Consider the following 18,033-nt stretch of genomic DNA (forward strand, 5'->3'; position numbering starts at 1 on the left):
TAATAATGATGCGTAACAGACGCAGAGGATGCTTTGCCCTGAGAAAGTTGGCGGTGTATTTACCGCCGTTACCCTACCTTTTTCAGTTGTATAAACAGGACGCAAAAGATGGATATTTCAGTTTCCGCGGCGCCGACAAAAAGACGCTATCTGACGCTGCTGATGATCTTTATCACGGTGGTTATCTGTTATGTCGACCGGGCAAATCTGGCGGTGGCATCGGTGCATATCCAACAGGAATTCGGCATTGATAAAGCCCGCATGGGATATATATTTTCAGCCTTTGCCTGGACCTATACCATTTTCCAAATACCCGGCGGCTGGTTTCTCGACCGGGTCGGCTCAAAGATGACCTACTTTATCGCCATCTTCGGCTGGTCGCTGGCCACCCTGGGGCAGGGGTTCGCCAATGGTTTAACCACCCTGCTCGGGCTGCGCGCCATTACCGGTATGTTTGAAGCCCCGGCTTTCCCCACCAATAACCGTATGGTCACCAGCTGGTTTCCGGAGCAGGAGCGGGCTTCCGCCGTCGGCTTTTTCACTTCGGGGCAGTTCGTCGGCCTGGCGTTTCTGACGCCGCTGCTGATTTGGATCCAGGAAATGCTCAGTTGGCATTGGGTCTTTATCATTACCGGCGCCATCGGTCTTATCTGGTCGATTATCTGGCACTTTGTGTACCAGTCGCCAAGAAAGAGCAAAGGCATCAACGCCGCGGAACTGGATTATATCGCCGCCGGCGGCGGCATGATTGACGGCGACGCGCCCGTTGAAAAGAAAATGCGCGTAGCCCTGTCCGCCGCTGACTGGAAGCTGGTATTCAACCGCAAGCTGGTGGGGGTCTATCTCGGACAGTTCGCCGTGACCTCCACGCTGTGGTTCTTTTTAACCTGGTTTCCCAACTATCTGACGCAGGAAAAGCATATCGGGGCTCTTACCGCCGGTTTCATGACCACCGTGCCCTTTCTGGCGGCTTTTTTCGGCGTGCTGCTGTCGGGTATCTTCGCCGATCGCATGGTAAAGAGCGGAAAATCCATCGGTTTTGCCCGTAAAACGCCGATTATCTGCGGACTGCTGCTCTCTACCTGTATTATGGGGGCCAACTATACCAACGATCCCGTCTGGATTATGGTGCTGATGGCGCTGGCCTTCTTCGGCAACGGCTTCGCCTCCATCACCTGGTCGCTGGTGTCGTCGCTGGCGCCGCTGCGGCTAATCGGCCTTACCGGCGGCGTGTTCAATTTTGTCGGCGGGCTGGGGGGCATCACCGTACCCCTGGTGGTGGGATACCTGGCGCAGGATTATGGCTTTTCGCCGGCGCTGATCTATATCGCCGTGGTGGCCCTGCTGGGGGCGCTGTCCTATATTTGCCTGGTGGGCGAAGTAAAACGCGTGGGGTGATAACCATTTCGGACTATGCGCCATGGAATGGCGAACGTGGGCCAGCGATGCTTCGGGCGGTAAATCAGCCCCATCGGACCCATTACTACAGTGAGACGTCCCGATGATGTATTCCTATGGCTGCGTCCGTAACAAAACGTTATCTTATATGCCGTTGTTTAAATTTTTTGCCGATACGGTCAATCAGGATTTATGATGGCAATATTAATGGGATTGCTTTCAGCACTGTGCTGGGGTGGTACGGATTTTTTGGCGGGCTCCGCCGCTCGAAAAATAGGTGTTTATAAATCGCTTTTTTTCAGTCAGATTTTTGGTCTGCTGCTGCTTTCCATCATTGTGCTGTGTTCGTATAAGCCGGTTAGCGCCAGCGTAGCAAGTCTGTCAATATGTATCGCCGCATCCCTTTGTAATCTTGCCGCCATGGTCTTTCTCCTGAAGGCCCTATCTATTGGTAAAGCCGCTGTTGTTGCTCCAATAGCGTCGCTCTATGGCGCCATAACCACGCTGCTTTCCCTATTTTCCGGAAATTCCTTTCTTCCTTGACGCTGTTCAGCCTGATTTTATGCGTGCTGGGGCCTGCCTGACCAGCATCCCGAAATCTGGGGATGGCAAGCGTGAAACGCCGGCATCCATTATTTTTGCATTTCTTTCCGCAGTACTGTTTGGCGCGGGATTTTGGCTACAGGGCGAGTTTGCGGTGCATGCTTTTGGCGTGATAAACGCCTTATGGATTTATTATTGTACTGCGGTGATCCTGTTATTCATTTATTTATCCGTGAAAGAGACTTCGCCGCACCGCCTGTGTCTCTGTTGTCTTTACTTTTCTCAATCAGCTTTTTAGCTTGGTAGGGTTCTTCTCTTTGGCCTATGGCGCAAAATCAGGGCATGTGGCAATAGTGACTGTTTTAAGCTCCCTGGCCAGTGGAGTGACTGCGCTATTAGGTTTTTATACGAGGGAGCGCCTTAGCCGATTGCAGGGAGTAGGGTTGGTGGTGATCATTACCGGCGTTATGCTGCTAAAAGTGTAGCAATGATCGCTGTTTCCCTTTGTTAAAGGCCAGTGGAGCGGCGTGAGTCGTTTGCGGATAACTATTGCTGTTTATAAGGGACCGGCATTGGATTATCATGCTGCCGATTCCCGTTCTCCTGTTCCGGCTCATTTTGGCCGATGGCGTTTCAGTTGGCGTATTTGATTGCTCGGAAATAATGATAAAAATAATATTATTTGCATCGATGTTTTGCGGCGCTTTATTGCTCTCTGCCTGCGGTACCTTATCCCGCATGCCTGTGGATACCTCCAGCGCCGCCGGCCGGGATTTCGCCGCCAACGGAAACCTGCCGGCACAGGTGGACAGCCTGGCCCGGCCTTTACTGGCCGCAAAACAGATGCCGGGGCTGGTGGTGGGGGTGCTGCAGGGGGACGGCACAAAAACGACTTTTAGTTACGGTGTCACTGACGCGGAACACGGTTATCCTATCACCGGCGACACGCTGTTTGCCGTCGGTTCGGTCAGCAAGGGTTTTATTGCCGAAATCACGGAGATCCTGGTGCGCAAAGGCGTGTTTCGCTGGGATGAGACGTTGCAGACCCTGCTGCCTTCCACCGTCCGCCTCAGCGCCGATGCGCGCAAGATTACCCTGCTGCAGCTGGCGACCCATACTTCCGGCCTGCCGAGGCAAATGCCCTCGATGGCAATATTAACCGCCTTTATTGACTATCTGTTTACCGGTGAAAATTTCTACCATTCCTTGGATAATGACAGCATGCTGGATTATCTGGCGGATTTCCACAAGCCGGGGAAAGCTGAACCGCGCTATTCCAATCTGGGATATGCTTTGTTGGATTATATCCTGCAAAAACGTACCGGTAAAAATGTCAATCAGCTACTGGCGGAGAATATTACCGGGCCGCTGGGGTTGACCCATACCGGCTACGACCCGCGGCTACTGCCGGGGTATTCCCGGCGCGCCATCGGCCATGCCGGCGACCAGCCCAAATTTATCCGCCGCGGACAGCCGGTGCCCGATTGGTGCTTTTCCTCCTCCATGGTGGGCGCCGCGGGCCTTTACACCAATGCGAACGACCTGCTGTCCTATGCCCAGGCGCATATGCGGGCCACGGGCAATCCGGCGCTGGATGCGGCGTTGCGGGATTCGCTGAATGTGCGTTTCCATCGCAGCCAACAAGCGGCGGCCATTGCCTGGGTTGTCGATAACGTGGGCCGGCAGCGCATTACTTACCAGGTGGGATTTATCGGCGGCTACTCCAGCTATATCGGCCTTGATACCCGGCATAAGACCGCGGTGGTGGTGCTGCAAAATAGCTTTAACTGGACAAATACCATCGGCCATCGCTTGTTGCAGCGAATGGGGGACGCCGCCGATGCAAAGGCGGCATCGGATCAACTCAGCGTTTCGCCAGGTCATGCGCCGTATCGTTAAGGGCATCGGCCGACCAGCCGCCCCCCATATCCCCTATCAGTGACACCGAATCCAGCAGACGCTGTTCCTGTACGCTCAGCGCGTTTTGCTCTGCGCTCAGTTGCGTCACCTGGGCGGTGGCGGCGGTGGTGTAATCCACCGTGCCCACCTGATACTCATTGAAGGCGATCTGGGCGCCGCGGGTGGCGTCGGTAACTGCGCTGTCCAGCACCGCCGCCTGCTGGGCGAGAATATGCAAACCGGACAGATCGTCTTCCACGCTCTGGAACGCCGTCAGCACGGTGCCGCGGTAATTGGCCACCGCGCCGTCATAAGCGGCCTTGGCGGCGGCGACCTGGCCTTCACGGGCGCCAAAATCGAACACCGTATCATCCACCTCGGCGCCCAGAGACCAGATATGGTTGGCGGCATGCAGCAGGCCGCTGAGCGGCGTTTGGGAAAACCCATCGGCAGCGGACAGGGAGAGCGTGGGATAATAAGCCGCCTCGGCAACCCCCACCGCGGCGTTTTGCGCCGCCATCTCGCGTTCGGCCACGGCGATGTCCGGCCGCCGCTGCAGCAAGGTTGAGGGCACCACCAGCGGAACGGTGGGCAGCGTAGGCATGGGGGCGGGTTCGATGGTCAGGTCTTCCGGGTTCTTGCCCACCAATACCGCAATGGCGTGGGCGTATTGGGCGCGCGCCACGCCGAGGGCGATGAGACTGGACTGGGCGTTCTCCAACTGGGTTTTCGCGGTGATGACATCGGACGGCTTCGCGGTGCCGAGGGCGCCCTGATTGGTCAACACCCGCAGGTACTCTTGATAGGCCGCCACCGTTTTTTGCAGCAGGGCAATATTGGCATCGCTGGTGCGCAGTTCAATGATGGCGCTGGCCAGGGCGGTCTGCTCGGACAGGGTGGCATTGGCCAGGGTGGCTTCGCTGGCCTGGGCGGTGGCCTTGTTCTCTTCGATGGTGCGGCGAACCTTGCCCCAGAGATCGATTGACCAACTGGCGCTCCCTTCCAGCGCGCCCGAATTGCTCACGGCGCCGGAGCCGCCCAGGCTGCTGGCGCCGGCGGTGCGCTGCCGGGTTGAGGAACCGGTGACGCCTATCGTGGGAAACAGGCTGCTGCGGGCGGTTTCCACGTCGGCCAGGGCTTCCCGGTAGTTGGCGTAATCCTGGCGCACGGTCTGGTTGGAGACCGACACCGCCGGTTCCAGCCGGTTTATCAGCGGGTCGTTAAACACCGTCCACCAGTCGCCCTTGGGGGCCTCGGCGGAGGGCGCCGCCACGGTCCAGCCGGGCAGCGGTTTGAATCGGGCCGGTACCGGCACCTGCGTGCGATGGTAGTCGGGGCCCACCATACAGCCGCCGAGCAACAGCGCTAGGGAGGTCATCAGGGCGATGTGGGAGATTTTCATATTCATAGGCTCGCGTTCGTTTTATTCCACGGCAGGCTGGCCGACCACTTGGCGAGTCTGGCGCGCAAACGGTCGAGATAGAGATAAATCACCGGTGTTGTATACAGCGTAAAGACCTGGCTGAAAATCAGGCCGCCCATCACGGTAATGCCCAGGGGCTGTCGCAGCGATGCCCCCTGGCCGATGCCGATGGCCAGCGGCACCGCCCCCAGCACGGCGGCGGCGGTAGTCATCATAATAGGCCGCAAGCGCATCACCGCCGCCCCGTGAATGGCTTCCCTCGGGGTATAGCCCTGATCCCGCTGCAATGTAATGGCAACGTCAATCATCATAATGGCATTCTTTTTTACGATGCCAATCAGCAAAATAATGCCGATAAGGGCGATAACCGAGAACGGCGTACCGAACAGCAGCAGCGCCAGCGTAGCCCCGATGCCGGCGGACGGCAGGGTGGAAAGTATAGTGACGGGATGTATCGTATTCTCATACAGTATGCCCAGCACGATATAGACCGCCGCCAGCGCCGCCAGGATCAGCAGCGGCATGGTGGACATGGATTGGCCGAATGCCTGCGCGGCGCCGGCGAAACCGCCGTGAATGGAGGCCGGCACCTTGAGTTCCCGCATGGTCTGATCGATGGCCGCGCCGGCGGCGCTCAGCGAGCCGTCGGGGGGCAAATTGAAGGAAATGGTGGCGGCCACCAGGCCGTCCTGATGGTTAACCTGGGTGGCGGTATGGTTTTGCGTATAAGAGGCCAGCGCCGGGAAGGGCACCAGGCTCTCGGCGGAGGTGCTGTCGGCGCTGCCGCTGGAGCTGCCGCCCCGGGAGTTGGAAATGGCGTTTGTCAACTGGTTGGCTTCGGCATCGGCATTCAAGGCGTTGGTGGAGGTAGACGAACCCTGCGCGGAGGTTTGCGTGGCGCCGCTCACCAGGCTTGACGACATCTGGGTTTGATCGGTGCCGCTGGCATTTCCCGCCGCCGGGCTGAAACGGATGCGATTGAGCATTTGCGGATACTGCCAATACTGCGGCGCCACTTCCATCACCACATAATACTGATTGAGGCCATTGTAGATGGTGGAAACCGCACGCTGGCCAAACGCATCATAGAGCACGCTGTCCAGCTGATTGGGGGCGAAGTTATAGCGGGCGGCGGTAGCGCGGTCGAAATGAACATAGGCCTGCAGGCCGTTTTGCTGCAAATTCGAGTTCACGTCCAGCAAGCTGCCGCGGTGTTTAGCCAGCGCGGTCACCAGCCGCGGTACCCAGGTATAGAGCGCCTGGGCGTCGTCGCTGGTCAGGGTATACTGGTACTCCGCCGCGGATTGGCGTCCGCCGATGCGCAGATCCTGCGCCGCCTGCAGGAACAGCCGCGCGCCGGATACGCCGTTGAGTTTTGGCCGCAGCCTTTCCGCCACCCCGGCGGCGGATATTTTACGCTCCGCCAGCGGTTTGAGCTCGATAAACACATTGGCGGTGTTAAGGGCGCGGCCGCCGGTGAACCCGGATACCGAGGCCACCGCCGGATCCCGTTGCACAATGGCCTCCAGCCGCGTGAGCTTTTCCTTCATGGCCTGGAACGAAATGCTCTGGTCGGCGACTATCTGGCCAATCATCACGCCATTGTCCTGCTCCGGGAAAAAGGTCGAGGGCACCAGCCTGATGAGAAAAACATTAAGCACGATAAGCCCCACCAGCGTCAATCCCACCAGCAGCGCATGATCCAGCACCACCGTCAGCGAACGGGCGTAGGCATGCTTGAAACGCTCAAACTGATGTTCGCACCACAGCGACCAGCGCGCCTTGCCCTTGGCGCCCGCGGCCTGTTTGCGCCTGAGCACGCAGGCGGCCAGGGTCGGGGTAATGGTGAGGGAGATGAGCAGCGAGAACAGAATGGCGATGGAGAGCGTCATGGCGAATTCGTGAAACAGCCGTCCGACGATGCCGGGCATCAGCAGGATCGGCAGGAATACCGCGATAAGCGACAGGCTCATGGAGATCACGGTGAAGCTCACCTCGGCGCTGCCGCGCAGCGAGGCCTCGCGGACGCTCATGCCCGATTCAACATGGCGGACGATATTCTCCAGCACCACCACCGCGTCGTCCACCACAAATCCGGTGCTGATGGTCAGCGCCATCAGCGAAAGATTGTCCAGGTTATAGCCCAGCAGATACATCGGCCCAAAGGTGCCGATAATGGAGAGCGGCAGCGCCACCGTGGGCACCAATACCGCCCGGGGCGACTGCAGGAACACGAACACCACGCCGATAACCAGCAGCACGGCGATAAACAGGGTCCGTCCCGTATCGCCGACCGCGGCTTTAACCGATTGCGACAGATCGATGGCGATATTGAGATGGATATTGCCCGGCAGGGTCGCCTGGATCGACGGCAGTACCTTGCGGATCTGCGCGACGGTATTCACCACATTGCCGCCGGGCAGCGGGTAAACGATGACCAGCACCGATGACTTGCCGTTGTATAGCCCGGCGTTGCGAAGGTTTTCCGCCGAATCCTGAACGCTGGCCACATCCCCCAGCATGACCGGCGCGTTATTGCGATAGGCAATCACCAGGTTGCGGTAGGGTTCCGCTTTGCTGAGCCGATCATTGGACATGACTTCGTAACGCTGGCCGTTCTGGTCGATATGTCCTTTGGCGCTGTCGGCGTTGGCGGCGCTGATGGCGGCGCGCACGTCTTCCAGGCCGATGCCGTAACTGTTCAATTGATCCGGCTGCAGCTCAACGCGCACCGCGGGCAGGGCGCTGCCGCCAAGGGTAATTTCACCCACGCCGCTCACCTGCGACAACTGCTGTAAAATCACCGAATCCGCCGAGTCATAGAGCTGGGCGCGGGTCAGGGTGTCGGAGGTGAGCGCCAGGACCATCAGCGGCGTACTGGCCGGATTGTACTCGCGATAAATCGGGTTGTTGCGCAGCGTGGTGGGCAAGTCGGCGCGCGCCGCCTGGATGGCGGCCTGCACATCACGGGCGGCGCCGTTGATATCGCGATTCAGCCCGAACTGAATGACGATCATGGCGGAACCCACATAGCTGGTGGAGGTCATTTCCGTCACGTCGGCAATGGTGCCCAGCCGCTTTTCAAGGGGCTCCGCCACGGTGGAGGCCATAATGTCCGGACTGGCCCCCGCCATGTTCGCCTGCACCACGATAACCGGAAACGCGACATTGGGCAGCGACGACACCGGCAGGTGAAAAAACGCCAGCGTTCCCGACAGCAGGATGGCCAGGGCCAGCAGCGCGGTGGCCACCGGCCGGCGGATAAACAGGGCGGAAATATTCACCGGGTCTCACCCTGGCCGCCGTCGGCTAACTGCGCGGGTTGGCGGCGAAAGCGTTTTGCCAGGCGATCGAAGCACAAATAAATCACCGGCGTGGTAAACAGGGTCAATAGCTGGCTTAAGCTCAGCCCGCCGATGATGGCCAGACCCAGCGGACGGCGCAGCTCCGAACCGGTGCCGGACCCCAGCAGCATGGGCAGGGCGCCGAGCATGGCGGCCAGCGTGGTCATCAGTATCGGCCGAAAGCGCAGCAGCGAAGCCTCCACTATGGCCTCCGCCGGCGATTTGCCGTGCTCCCGCTCCGCCTCCAGCGCGAAGTCCACGATCATGATGGCGTTTTTCTTCACGATGCCTATCAGCAGCACGATGCCGATAATGCCGATAACGTCCAGATCCCCTCCCACCAGCATCAGCGACAGCAACGCGCCGATGCCGGCGGAGGGCAGGGTGGACAGAATGGTCACCGGATGGATAAAGCTCTCGTAAAGCACGCCGAGCACGATATAGACCGCCACCAGCGCCGCTATCAGCAGATAGACTTCACTGGACAGGGAATCTTTGAACGCCTGTGCCGCCCCCTGGAACGAGGACGTGATGGAAGGGGGCAGATTCACCGCCTTTTCGGCCTGGTTGATTTGATCCACCGCCTTGCTCAGGGAGGCTCCCTGCGCCAGATTGAACGAGATGGTCACCGAAGGGAATTGCGACAGGTGGCTTATTACCAGCGGCGACCTGGTGATGTTGATTTTGGCAATGGCGCTCAGCGGCACCTGGCCGGTGCTGCTGGTTTGACTGGGCAGGTAGAGTTCACCCAGGGATTGCAGGGTCGGCAGCTTTTCCGGTTTGGCCACCAGGATCACCCGGTACTGGCTGGACTGATCGAAAATGGTTGAGACAATGCGCTGCCCCAGCGCGTCGTAAAGGGCATTATCGATAGTGGCCGCGGTGATACCGAAGCGCGCCGCCAGCGGCCGGTTCACCTCGACATTCACGCTCAGGCCGTCATTATTCAGGTCGCTGGTCACGTCGCGGATGGACGCGATCGCCTTCATGCGATCGATAAGCGCCGGTACGTACTGCTGGAACGCCTGCTGGCTGGGCCCGCGCAGCACAAACTGATACTGGTTCGGCGACACGGTGGTATCCAGGGTCAAATCCTGTTCCGGCTGCAGGTAGAGCTTGATGCCCGGCACGTTGCCCGCCTCGGTCTGAATCCGGCGGGCGATGGCTTCCGCGCTCTGGGAGCGCTGGGCGTTGGGCTTGAGGTTAATCAGGAACCGGCCGTTATTGAGCGTGGTATTGGTGCCGTCGATGCCGACATATGAGGTGAGATTATCCACGTCGGCGTCCTTGAGAATCGCCTGGGCCAGCGCCGCCTGCCGGTCAACCATGGTGCCGTAGGAAACGGAATTGTCGGCGGTGCTGATGGCCTGGATAACCCCGACATCCTGCACCGGGAACAGTCCCTTGGGGATGGTGATATAAAGGGCCACGGTAATGACCAGGGTAACGGCGAAAACAATCATGGTGAGGGTCTGGTGGCCCATCACTACCCGTAATCCGCGCTCGTAGGCCGCGAGGATTTTGTTGAACATCCCCTCGCTGACGCGTTCGAAACGGCTCGGGCGGCGATCGGCCCGGGCGCGCAGAAGGCGGGCGCACAGCATCGGCACCAGGGTCAGCGAAACCACCCCCGACAGCACGATGGTAATGGCCAGCGTCACGGCGAATTCGCTGAACAAACGGCCGATAACGCCGCCCATGAACAGCAACGGGATCAGCACCGCTATCAGGGAGACCGTCAGCGACAGGATGGTAAATCCGATCTGCCCGGCGCCGTGCAGGGCGGCGTTGAGGGGCGACTCACCCTCCTCCAGGTAGCGTACGATATTCTCGATCATCACAATGGAATCATCCACCACAAAGCCGGTGGCAATGATTAACGCCATCAAGGAGAGATTATCGATGGAGTAGTTCAGCTCATACATGATGGCCAGCGTGCCGATAAGGGACACCGGCACCGAAATACTGGGAATGATGGTCGCCGGCAGATTGCGCAAAAACACAAATATCACCAGCACCACCAGTATCACCGACAGGATAAGCTCGAAGGCGGCATCGGTTACCGAAGCGCGGATCACCCCGGTGGAATCGGACACGATCCGGACATTGACCCCCGCCGGCAGGGTGGATTCCAGCTGCGGCAGTTCCTGTTTGATGCGCGCCACCGTGGCGATGACGTTGGCCCCCGGCTGGCGCTGCACATTCAGCACAATGGCCGGGGTATGATTGTACCAGGCGCCCTGCTCGTTATCCTGGGCGGCCAGGGTCACACGGGCAACGTCGCGCAAATAGACCGGCGCGCCGTTTTTATAGGAAACCACCGTATTAAGGTAATCGTTGGGATCCTGGATCTGGTCGTTGCCGTTAATGGTGTAGTCAAGCTTGGGCCCGTCGAAATTGCCTTTGGGCTGGCTGACATTCACCTGTGCGATAAGCGATCGGAGATTGTCGATGGAGAGCCCATAGGCCGCCAGCTTCTGCGGATCGGCCTCGATCCTCACCGCCGGAACATTGCCCCCCGCCGGCGTCACCAGACCGACACCGGGGACCTCCGAAATTTTGGTTCCCAACCGGTTGTTGGCCACGTCTTGTAATTGAGGCAGCGACATGGAGCGGGAAGTGATGGCCAGCGTCATAATGGGCTGGTCCGCCGGGTTGACTTTCGCGTAGGTCGGCGGCGAGGGCAGGCCGCTTGGCAACAGGCTGTTGGCGGCGTTGATGGCTTCCTGCACATCCTGCTCGGCCACATCCAGATTCAAGGAAAGATCAAATTGCAGCGTAATAATTGAAGCGCCGGCGGAGCTGTTGGAGGTCATCTGCTGCAGCCCCGGGATTTCACCCAGCTGCACTTCCAGCGGCGCGGTCACCGTGGTGTTCATCACATCCGGACTGGCGCCGGGATAAAAGGTTTTGACCTGAATCGTGGGATAATCCACGCTGGGCAGGGACGAGACCGGCAAAAAGCGCACCGCTACCAGACCTAACAGCACCAGAGCGATCATGATGAGCGACGTGGCCACCGGCCTCATAATGAACAGGCGGGAAATATTCATGGCAAAGGCACCTGTCCGTTATGATTGCGCGTGAGAAGAGCCATGGCCCCGTTTCCCGCCATGGCGCTGCGTCGTTGCGGCGGCGGGAGCCTGCGCGCTTCCCGCCGCGTCAGGCTGCGCTACTTTGATCCTGGCGCCGTCGCTCAGGCGGTCCATGCCGTCCATCACCACGGTTTGACCCGCCTGGAGGCCGGAAAGAATGACGGTATTCCGGCCGTCGCTCGGCCCGGGCGTGACCTTATGCACCGAGACGGTATTATCGGCATTCACCAAATAGACAAAATCGCCCGGCGCCCCGGTCTGTATCGCCGGCGTCGGCACCAGGACCGCGTTTTGCAGCGTATCCACCAGCAACTGCACATTCACGAACTCGTTTGGATACAGTTGCTCGTCGTCATTGGGAAAAGTAGCGCGCAGCGTCACCGTGCCGGTGCTGGTAGCCATCTGGTTGCCGATGGCATACAGCGCGCCGACGGCCAGCTGTTTGCTGTTATCGCTGTTGTACACCGTTACCGGCAGTTTTGCGCCGGCGCCGAACTGTTCCAACACCTTACCCAAGGCATTTTGCGGTACGGTGAATTGCACGGTGGTGGGTTTCATGCTGGTGATCACCACAATACCCGTGGAGCTGGATTCGGTGACATAATTGCCCACGTCCACCAGCCGTAGGCCGACGCGTCCGTCAATGGGCGCGGTAATACGGCAATAGGCCAAATCGAGGTCGTACTGGGCGATACTGGCCTCATCGGCCTTTACCGCCGCCGCGTCCTGTTCAACGGTGAATTTCTGATCGATAAAGGTCTGTTCGGCGATGGACTTTTGGGCATGCAGCTGAGTATAAAGCGCCATGTCGGCACGCGCCTGGTCAAGACTGGCCTGATCCTTGGCTAACTGCGCCTGGGATTGCTGCTTGTCTATCTGGTATTGCCGGGGATCGATTTGCGCAAGGAATTGCCCTTTTTTGACATCCTGGCCTTCCTTATAGCCCACCTCGGTAAGATAGCCGCTTAGCTGGGGCAGCACGGTTACCGTGGAAACCGGCGTCACGGTGCCCAGTTCGTTGAGGATTTCCGGCATGCTGCCCAATGTCGCGGCGGTGGCGCTCACCACCTGCGGCGGCAGACCGGTTCTTTGTTTCTTGCCGTTAAGGTGATGGTACAAAATGACGATGACCAGCACGACAATGACAACCACGGCTATTATCATGCCGCGCCTTTTGTGACCCTGTTTGCCTACTGTCGGGCCGTTGGTACTCATATATCCTCTCCCGGGAAATGATAAAAAACGCCGCGCTGTTCCTCTCTTCGGCCACCGCCGGAACGGCTCTCAAACTATCCGTATGCATTGAGGCGGTCAAATTATTAAAATGCTTATTTATGTCATGCCTTTACTATTTTCTTTGCCGCCAGATCGTCCGCTGCCCGTATTTATCGCCGGGAACGCCGGCTTCTCTCCTTACGGACTTAAAACAAATTTCCAGGCGGCACAAGGCTGTAATACCCGGCAATCCGCTGGAAGAGGCGCTATCGGATGACCTGCCTGACCCGGTAAAACGGCCCGCGGCGTTTACAAGCAAAAGTCATTAATGTTTACATTTGCAATATCGAATGCGCTTCCCATTAAGAGCCTATGCTGGGATGGTATAATCTGGAGAAAACATAACGGCAGCCTGGTTTATGATCCGACTAAAACAACACAGCAGGAGGCAGATAATGGACTCGGCCTCAAAAGAGCCGGCGGGGCTGTTTGATCCTGCAAACGCACGTGCCGATGCTTCGCGCATCCACCGGGTGACATTGACCAAGAGGAGTCGCGGCATATGACAATGCGGCGGGCAACGGCGCAGGATGTACCGGCCATCCTGGCATTGACGTGCGCCGCTTATGCGAAGTGGATTCCGGTGATTGGCCGCAAGCCCAAACCCATGGTGGCCGACTACGCCGCCGCCGTCAGCGAACATTTTATCGATTTGTTCTATACAGGCGCCACCCTGGCCGCGTTGATTGAAACGATACCGGCGTCTGATCATCTGCTCATTGAAAACGTCGCCGTAGCGCCGGAGCAGCAGGGTAAAGGGTATGGACGCCAGCTTATGGGCCATGCGGAAAAATTAGCACTCTCCCTCGGGGTAAAGGAGATCAGGCTATACACAAACCAGCTCTTCAGGGAAAATGTACGATTCTATTTGCGGTTAGGCTACCGACTGGACCGTGAAGAGCCTTTCAGCGGCGGCGTTGTGGTTTATATGAAAAAATCGCTCTGTTAACACCGGCTATTGCGGCGTTATTTTTTTTACGATGACGTAATTTCTGGTATAGGGCTATATTTCATATTATAATTTTCATCGTAAAAAGACCAATTAATTACGTGAATAATTACTAAATAAATAAATTGAATGCAAAGCATTGTTTCAAAAATGGATATCTATGTAATAATAATATTCTCAAACTCACTTAATAGATGTGAATAATATGGATAGCATCGGTAATGCAAAAAACCATTACGCCTATATTTGGCTTATTAATGAAAAATGAGAAAACGGGAAACTTTCTGTAATAACGGAAAATATTCGGCTAGCAAAGACTCAAATGGAATGGCAATGATATTAAGGAGCGTTGATGAATTCATTGAATATGCCGGTTTGGAAAAAATATTCGGAAATTGAACAACAGCTGTTATCCAATGATATGTCGCCACAAGAGCAGCGGGAAACGGAGCTATTGTTCGGCGTACTGCGGCATGCGCGCAATGAGCCCCGGCGGCGAATCGCGTCCTCGGCCCGTGATACCGCCGTCAGTGGCAAGGGCATCTTTATGGGCTTGCTTTATGCCGGCGGCCTGCTGGGACGGATGGGCCGGGTTTCCGGGGCATGGCCATCCATTGCCGGAAAAGAAAACGGTTCGGGCGGGTTAATGAACCCGACGACGGAGCCGATGGCGGAACATGGCCCCTATAACGCCTGGAGCGGCCTGCACAAGGACATTGATGGTCCCGGCCCGGTAATAGCGGCTCCTGCAGCCGCCGCGGCGTACCGGGAGCGTCGCGAAACGGCGCGAGGGCATCGCGATCCCGCGCCGGATGTGACGCGGCAGAATAATCATATCGCCCGATTACTGAATTTGACGACGGCAGCCGGCCACGGCGAGGCACAGAATCGTTCCGAGCCGGACATTCCTTATATACTGGTGAAACGCGCGGCGGGATCTCTTGCGGGCAGACCTGAAGGGTTGGCCAAAATGGCCTTTACCTTATTACAGGGGTCCGGTCTATATGGCGCTTCTCCCGGCGAAAAAATGACGCAAAACGTCATGCATAAAATCGTTAATGATTGGAGCATGAATAATTTGTTCGGCTCCTCCCTTGAAACATTTGTGGTGCGGCAAATGGCGGATGTCATTGCCGCACAAGTTAACGGCCACCGGCAAACCATCATCGCTTTTGATATCAAAACCTGCCGTGACGCGGTATTTAAAAAGCTCTTGCCGTTACAGGACGTTGGAACAGAGGAGGATGGCAAGAGCAATCCGGCTTATCAATATGTGCTCGACAAGATTATTGCCCCGTCGCTGCCCACGCTGTTTTTGCCGGAGGCGATAGCATGGAAATGGGCACTCTGGACTGGTGCTATCTGCATATCGGACTCGCTTTTGCCGCCAAAAACGCGGTAGACATCGGCGATATGGCCCTGCGGGACGTCATTGAAATCGGCTGTTCAATATCGGCCATGCTAATGATGGGTTCATTGCCGGCCGGAGTGATAGAACTTTTTGGCTTCCCGGCGGTGCTGCATTATCTCAAATCAGGTCTTGATAAAGATAAAATCGCCGACCTGCTTATTGATTGGCGAGATGAAGACATTAAGCAGATAGTGCTGCAGCACTTTTTTTCCGCGGGGGAAACCAGGGAATATGCGGTTAATCCATTCAGGCAATTCGGCAAAGCTATCAGCGGCTATAAATCGCGCACGGAACTGGCCAAGGAGATATTGACAAAGCTCTGTGGCGAGCTGAAGCCGGAGGAATTTACGACCTTGGTGGAAAATTATAAAACCAACGCGAAAGATTATCATTGTCCCTCCGCGCTACACCACAACGGGCACCACCCCTCAATTTGTCTGCCGGATCTCAATCAGGCCTTTGATCAACAAAATGAAGTTATTACCGCGAAATTTGCCGTTATCGATCGGCTAATGATGTTGGATGTCATGGCGCAACTCTCCGAGGATGAGAAGCAATTTCTTATCATGTCGACGATCAGGACGGCAGGAGCGGATTTCTCACGGCTGAATTATCTGACCGGCTTGCCGGAGGAATATTTTATCAACGGAGCGAAACCGGCGGTACAGCTTTTGCCGGGCATCGACCTCTTTTTGGCCTTCACGGCGAAAGCGGAGCATATCTTTGCCCTCGGTCGCGATGAGTCGGGCTATTGGCTCAAACGCATCGATCGGCGGCTGGAAAACTATTTTCCGCTGATGGAGAAGAATGTGGCGCAAGAGTATCAATCCTATCGACTTAACATTTATTCCAGCGAGGGAACAGCGGGTGTTTATAAGACCGCGGGTAAAGACGTGGATGCTCTCTGTGAAGCCCTTGTTGCGCTGCACGGTAAAAAGCTGTCAACGCAGCTTTATATCCGGGGTTATGAAGAGACCACACGTGAAGCCTTCAATCATTTCATGCTGTCATTTATTCCTTTTTATCACTGTGCCGCCTGGGACCCCCACAGGCGGGAACAGGCGTTGATATCGTGCGTAACGGACAGCCTCAATCTGGTGCCGCTGGCCGGCCAGGTCGCGGGCCAGTCCATGCGCATTCTACTGAAAGCGGGGCTGGGCGGCGGGGCTTCCCTGCGCGCGGGAGCGGCGAGTTTAAAGGCCGGTTCTACATTGGGTGGCGCCTTAAGCACCGCCACGCGGACGTTTGTCGAGCTTGCCCTGGTTTCGGCGTCGGAAGAGCTGGACCGCAGGATGCTGACTGATTTGCTGCTGGTGCTGGCCCGGGCCTTCGATCCCGGCATCGAGGCGGCAGGCATGCTGGGCCAGGCTGCGTTCCGCCAGACGCAACAAGCTATCAGGCTATTGCGTAACCATAGCCCGTCCATGGAAAAGTTTTTTTTGAAAATGGGCCATGCCGCACCGGCTGATAAGCTGCCTGTCGGCCCGGAGGGGTATACAACCGCTCGTCTGGCGGGCTTAAATGATGATATTCCCATCGTGATGCTGGGGGGTGACCGGTATCTTGGCCAGCCTGTGTACGCCAGGATAAGTCCCCATACCGGCGACGTTATCGGCAGAAAGTATACTTTATCCGCAGATAATCAATTGGCGGCCATCCCCATGCCGGCGGCAGTGCGCTTGAGGAATATTTTATCTCATGGATTAAGCGGGCGGGGCGCCTCGGCGGCGGCCAGGGTTTGGCAACAGCAGCAAAGCATAGACACCCTGTCCCAGGTGCATCTGAACGGTGTGGAATGCATAGCGCATATATCGCGGTACGGCGAGCCGGGGGGCGAACATTTGCTGTTTCCCGAGCAGGGCATTCCGTTGGCTCAGGAATCGCTGGATATAGACGCTTATGTGCGAATGGTGAAGGCATTGCCTGCGAGGGAGAGGATGGCATTGCGTTTTTGGACATGGCACAACGAAGACAGTATTAGTTATATTGAGGGTTCAATGACGATTGAACTGACGGGGAATATGCCCTCCAAGAAAAGGATAAATGAAAATCTCTGGCACGACATCCCAGTAAACGATTGGCAATTTTCCGACAAACACAGTTATTTATCTATGGTTGACTTAATTAAACGTTCGCTCCCCGGCAATCAGGAAATTATCTGGGTATGGGGCAATATCCTTTAGGGTTTACTATTCCATGGGGCGAAAGTATTGGTCCTGGTGATATCGTCACCAATTACCCTACCTTTTAACCGTTCACGCGCGAGATCTTTATGCAAAAATTTACCGCCCTAACCGATGGTGAAGGACTATCGGGTAAGAAACACAGGCAGGCTTTGCTCTATTTTAAAATCGAGAATGGACGGCAATGTATTCCCCTGCTGAGCGATACCGTTACCGCCGACGGCGAATTGACCCTCAATGGCTACGATATCAACCTTAGGGAATATTTATATCCGCCCAATACATTTTTCCGCGTCAAAAGTATTGCTACCGCTTATATGATTGAAGGAGAAATGCACCCAGCGCAGCGTATCGGCGTGGTGCTGGAAGAACTTACCGGTCCGGTAAACGAGGCGAAAATATTCATACCGGCGAAAGTGTGCCGGTGACCAGCGAGGATTGGACAAACATGGTGAAACGATACCATTTGTCGCTCCTATAGGCAGCAGATGTGGTCATTCTCTGCCAAGGTCG

Annotated in this window: 13 protein-coding genes; 9 read left to right on the plus strand and 4 right to left on the minus strand. The window is 56.8% G+C overall.

Annotation, left to right across the window (positions count from 1 at the left end; genetic code table 11):
* Nucleotides 1-108 precede the first annotated feature (108 nt).
* The 4 genes from GTU79_RS13255 (at nt 109) to GTU79_RS13265 (ending at nt 3,840) form a co-directional block, all read left to right on the plus strand.
* Nucleotides 109-1,398, plus strand: a complete 1,290-nt coding sequence (locus GTU79_RS13255; protein WP_203521573.1) for an MFS transporter — start codon at nt 109-111, stop codon at nt 1,396-1,398.
* A gap of 192 nt (nt 1,399-1,590) precedes the next feature.
* On the plus strand, nt 1,591-1,941 hold the full coding sequence (locus GTU79_RS30335) for an EamA family transporter (RefSeq protein ID WP_253073584.1): 351 nt from the start codon (nt 1,591-1,593) through the stop codon (nt 1,939-1,941).
* Between the two features lie 317 nt (nt 1,942-2,258).
* On the plus strand, nt 2,259-2,426 hold the full coding sequence (locus GTU79_RS30340; protein WP_253073585.1) for an EamA family transporter: 168 nt from the start codon (nt 2,259-2,261) through the stop codon (nt 2,424-2,426).
* A gap of 178 nt (nt 2,427-2,604) precedes the next feature.
* Entirely contained in the window at nt 2,605-3,840 is a 1,236-nt protein-coding gene (locus GTU79_RS13265; protein WP_253073586.1) for a serine hydrolase domain-containing protein, read from the plus strand.
* On the opposite strand, the gene GTU79_RS13270 is transcribed toward GTU79_RS13265, so the two are convergent.
* Genes GTU79_RS13270 through GTU79_RS13285 form a run of 4 tightly spaced genes read right to left on the minus strand, consistent with a single transcriptional unit; the run spans nt 3,806 to nt 12,917 of the window.
* On the minus strand, nt 3,806-5,248 hold the full coding sequence (locus GTU79_RS13270) for an efflux transporter outer membrane subunit (RefSeq protein ID WP_203521571.1): 1,443 nt from the start codon (nt 5,246-5,248) through the stop codon (nt 3,806-3,808). The two genes, GTU79_RS13265 and GTU79_RS13270, sit on opposite strands and share 35 nt — an antisense overlap.
* A complete protein-coding gene (locus GTU79_RS30345; protein WP_253073587.1) occupies nt 5,245-8,547 on the minus strand; it encodes an efflux RND transporter permease subunit in 3,303 nt (1,100 codons plus the stop codon). The genes GTU79_RS13270 and GTU79_RS30345 overlap by 4 nt, the downstream gene beginning before the upstream one ends.
* Nucleotides 8,544-11,660 (minus strand): efflux RND transporter permease subunit, encoded by a 3,117-nt coding sequence (locus GTU79_RS13280; protein WP_203521570.1) that lies wholly within the window; start codon nt 11,658-11,660, stop codon nt 8,544-8,546. The genes GTU79_RS30345 and GTU79_RS13280 overlap by 4 nt, the downstream gene beginning before the upstream one ends.
* A gap of 18 nt (nt 11,661-11,678) precedes the next feature.
* Complete coding sequence (locus GTU79_RS13285) at nt 11,679-12,917, minus strand: efflux RND transporter periplasmic adaptor subunit (RefSeq protein WP_203521569.1); 1,239 nt, start codon at nt 12,915-12,917, stop codon at nt 11,679-11,681.
* 17 nt (nt 12,918-12,934) lie between these two features.
* Between GTU79_RS13285 and GTU79_RS13290 the strand changes: the two genes are divergently transcribed.
* The 5 genes from GTU79_RS13290 (at nt 12,935) to GTU79_RS13310 (ending at nt 17,948) form a co-directional block, all read left to right on the plus strand.
* Nucleotides 12,935-13,246 carry a hypothetical protein gene (locus GTU79_RS13290; RefSeq protein WP_214514023.1) on the plus strand — a complete coding sequence of 104 codons (312 nt, stop codon included), beginning with the start codon at nt 12,935-12,937 and terminating at the stop codon, nt 13,244-13,246.
* A gap of 233 nt (nt 13,247-13,479) precedes the next feature.
* Entirely contained in the window at nt 13,480-13,926 is a 447-nt protein-coding gene (locus GTU79_RS13295; RefSeq protein WP_203521568.1) for a GNAT family N-acetyltransferase, read from the plus strand.
* A 352-nt stretch (nt 13,927-14,278) separates the two neighbouring features.
* The gene (locus GTU79_RS13300) at nt 14,279-15,328 is read left to right on the plus strand and encodes a hypothetical protein (RefSeq protein ID WP_214514024.1); all 1,050 of its coding nucleotides are present in this window, start codon (nt 14,279-14,281) and stop codon (nt 15,326-15,328) included.
* A complete protein-coding gene (locus GTU79_RS13305) occupies nt 15,259-17,520 on the plus strand; it encodes a hypothetical protein (RefSeq protein WP_214514025.1) in 2,262 nt (753 codons plus the stop codon). Before GTU79_RS13300 ends, GTU79_RS13305 begins: the two co-directional genes overlap by 70 nt.
* A gap of 89 nt (nt 17,521-17,609) precedes the next feature.
* Nucleotides 17,610-17,948, plus strand: a complete 339-nt coding sequence (locus GTU79_RS13310) for a hypothetical protein (protein ID WP_214514026.1) — start codon at nt 17,610-17,612, stop codon at nt 17,946-17,948.
* The last annotated feature ends 85 nt before the right edge of the window (nt 17,949-18,033 follow it).

This window comes from Sodalis ligni (assembly GCF_016865525.2).
GTDB lineage: Bacteria > Pseudomonadota > Gammaproteobacteria > Enterobacterales > Enterobacteriaceae > Acerihabitans > Acerihabitans ligni.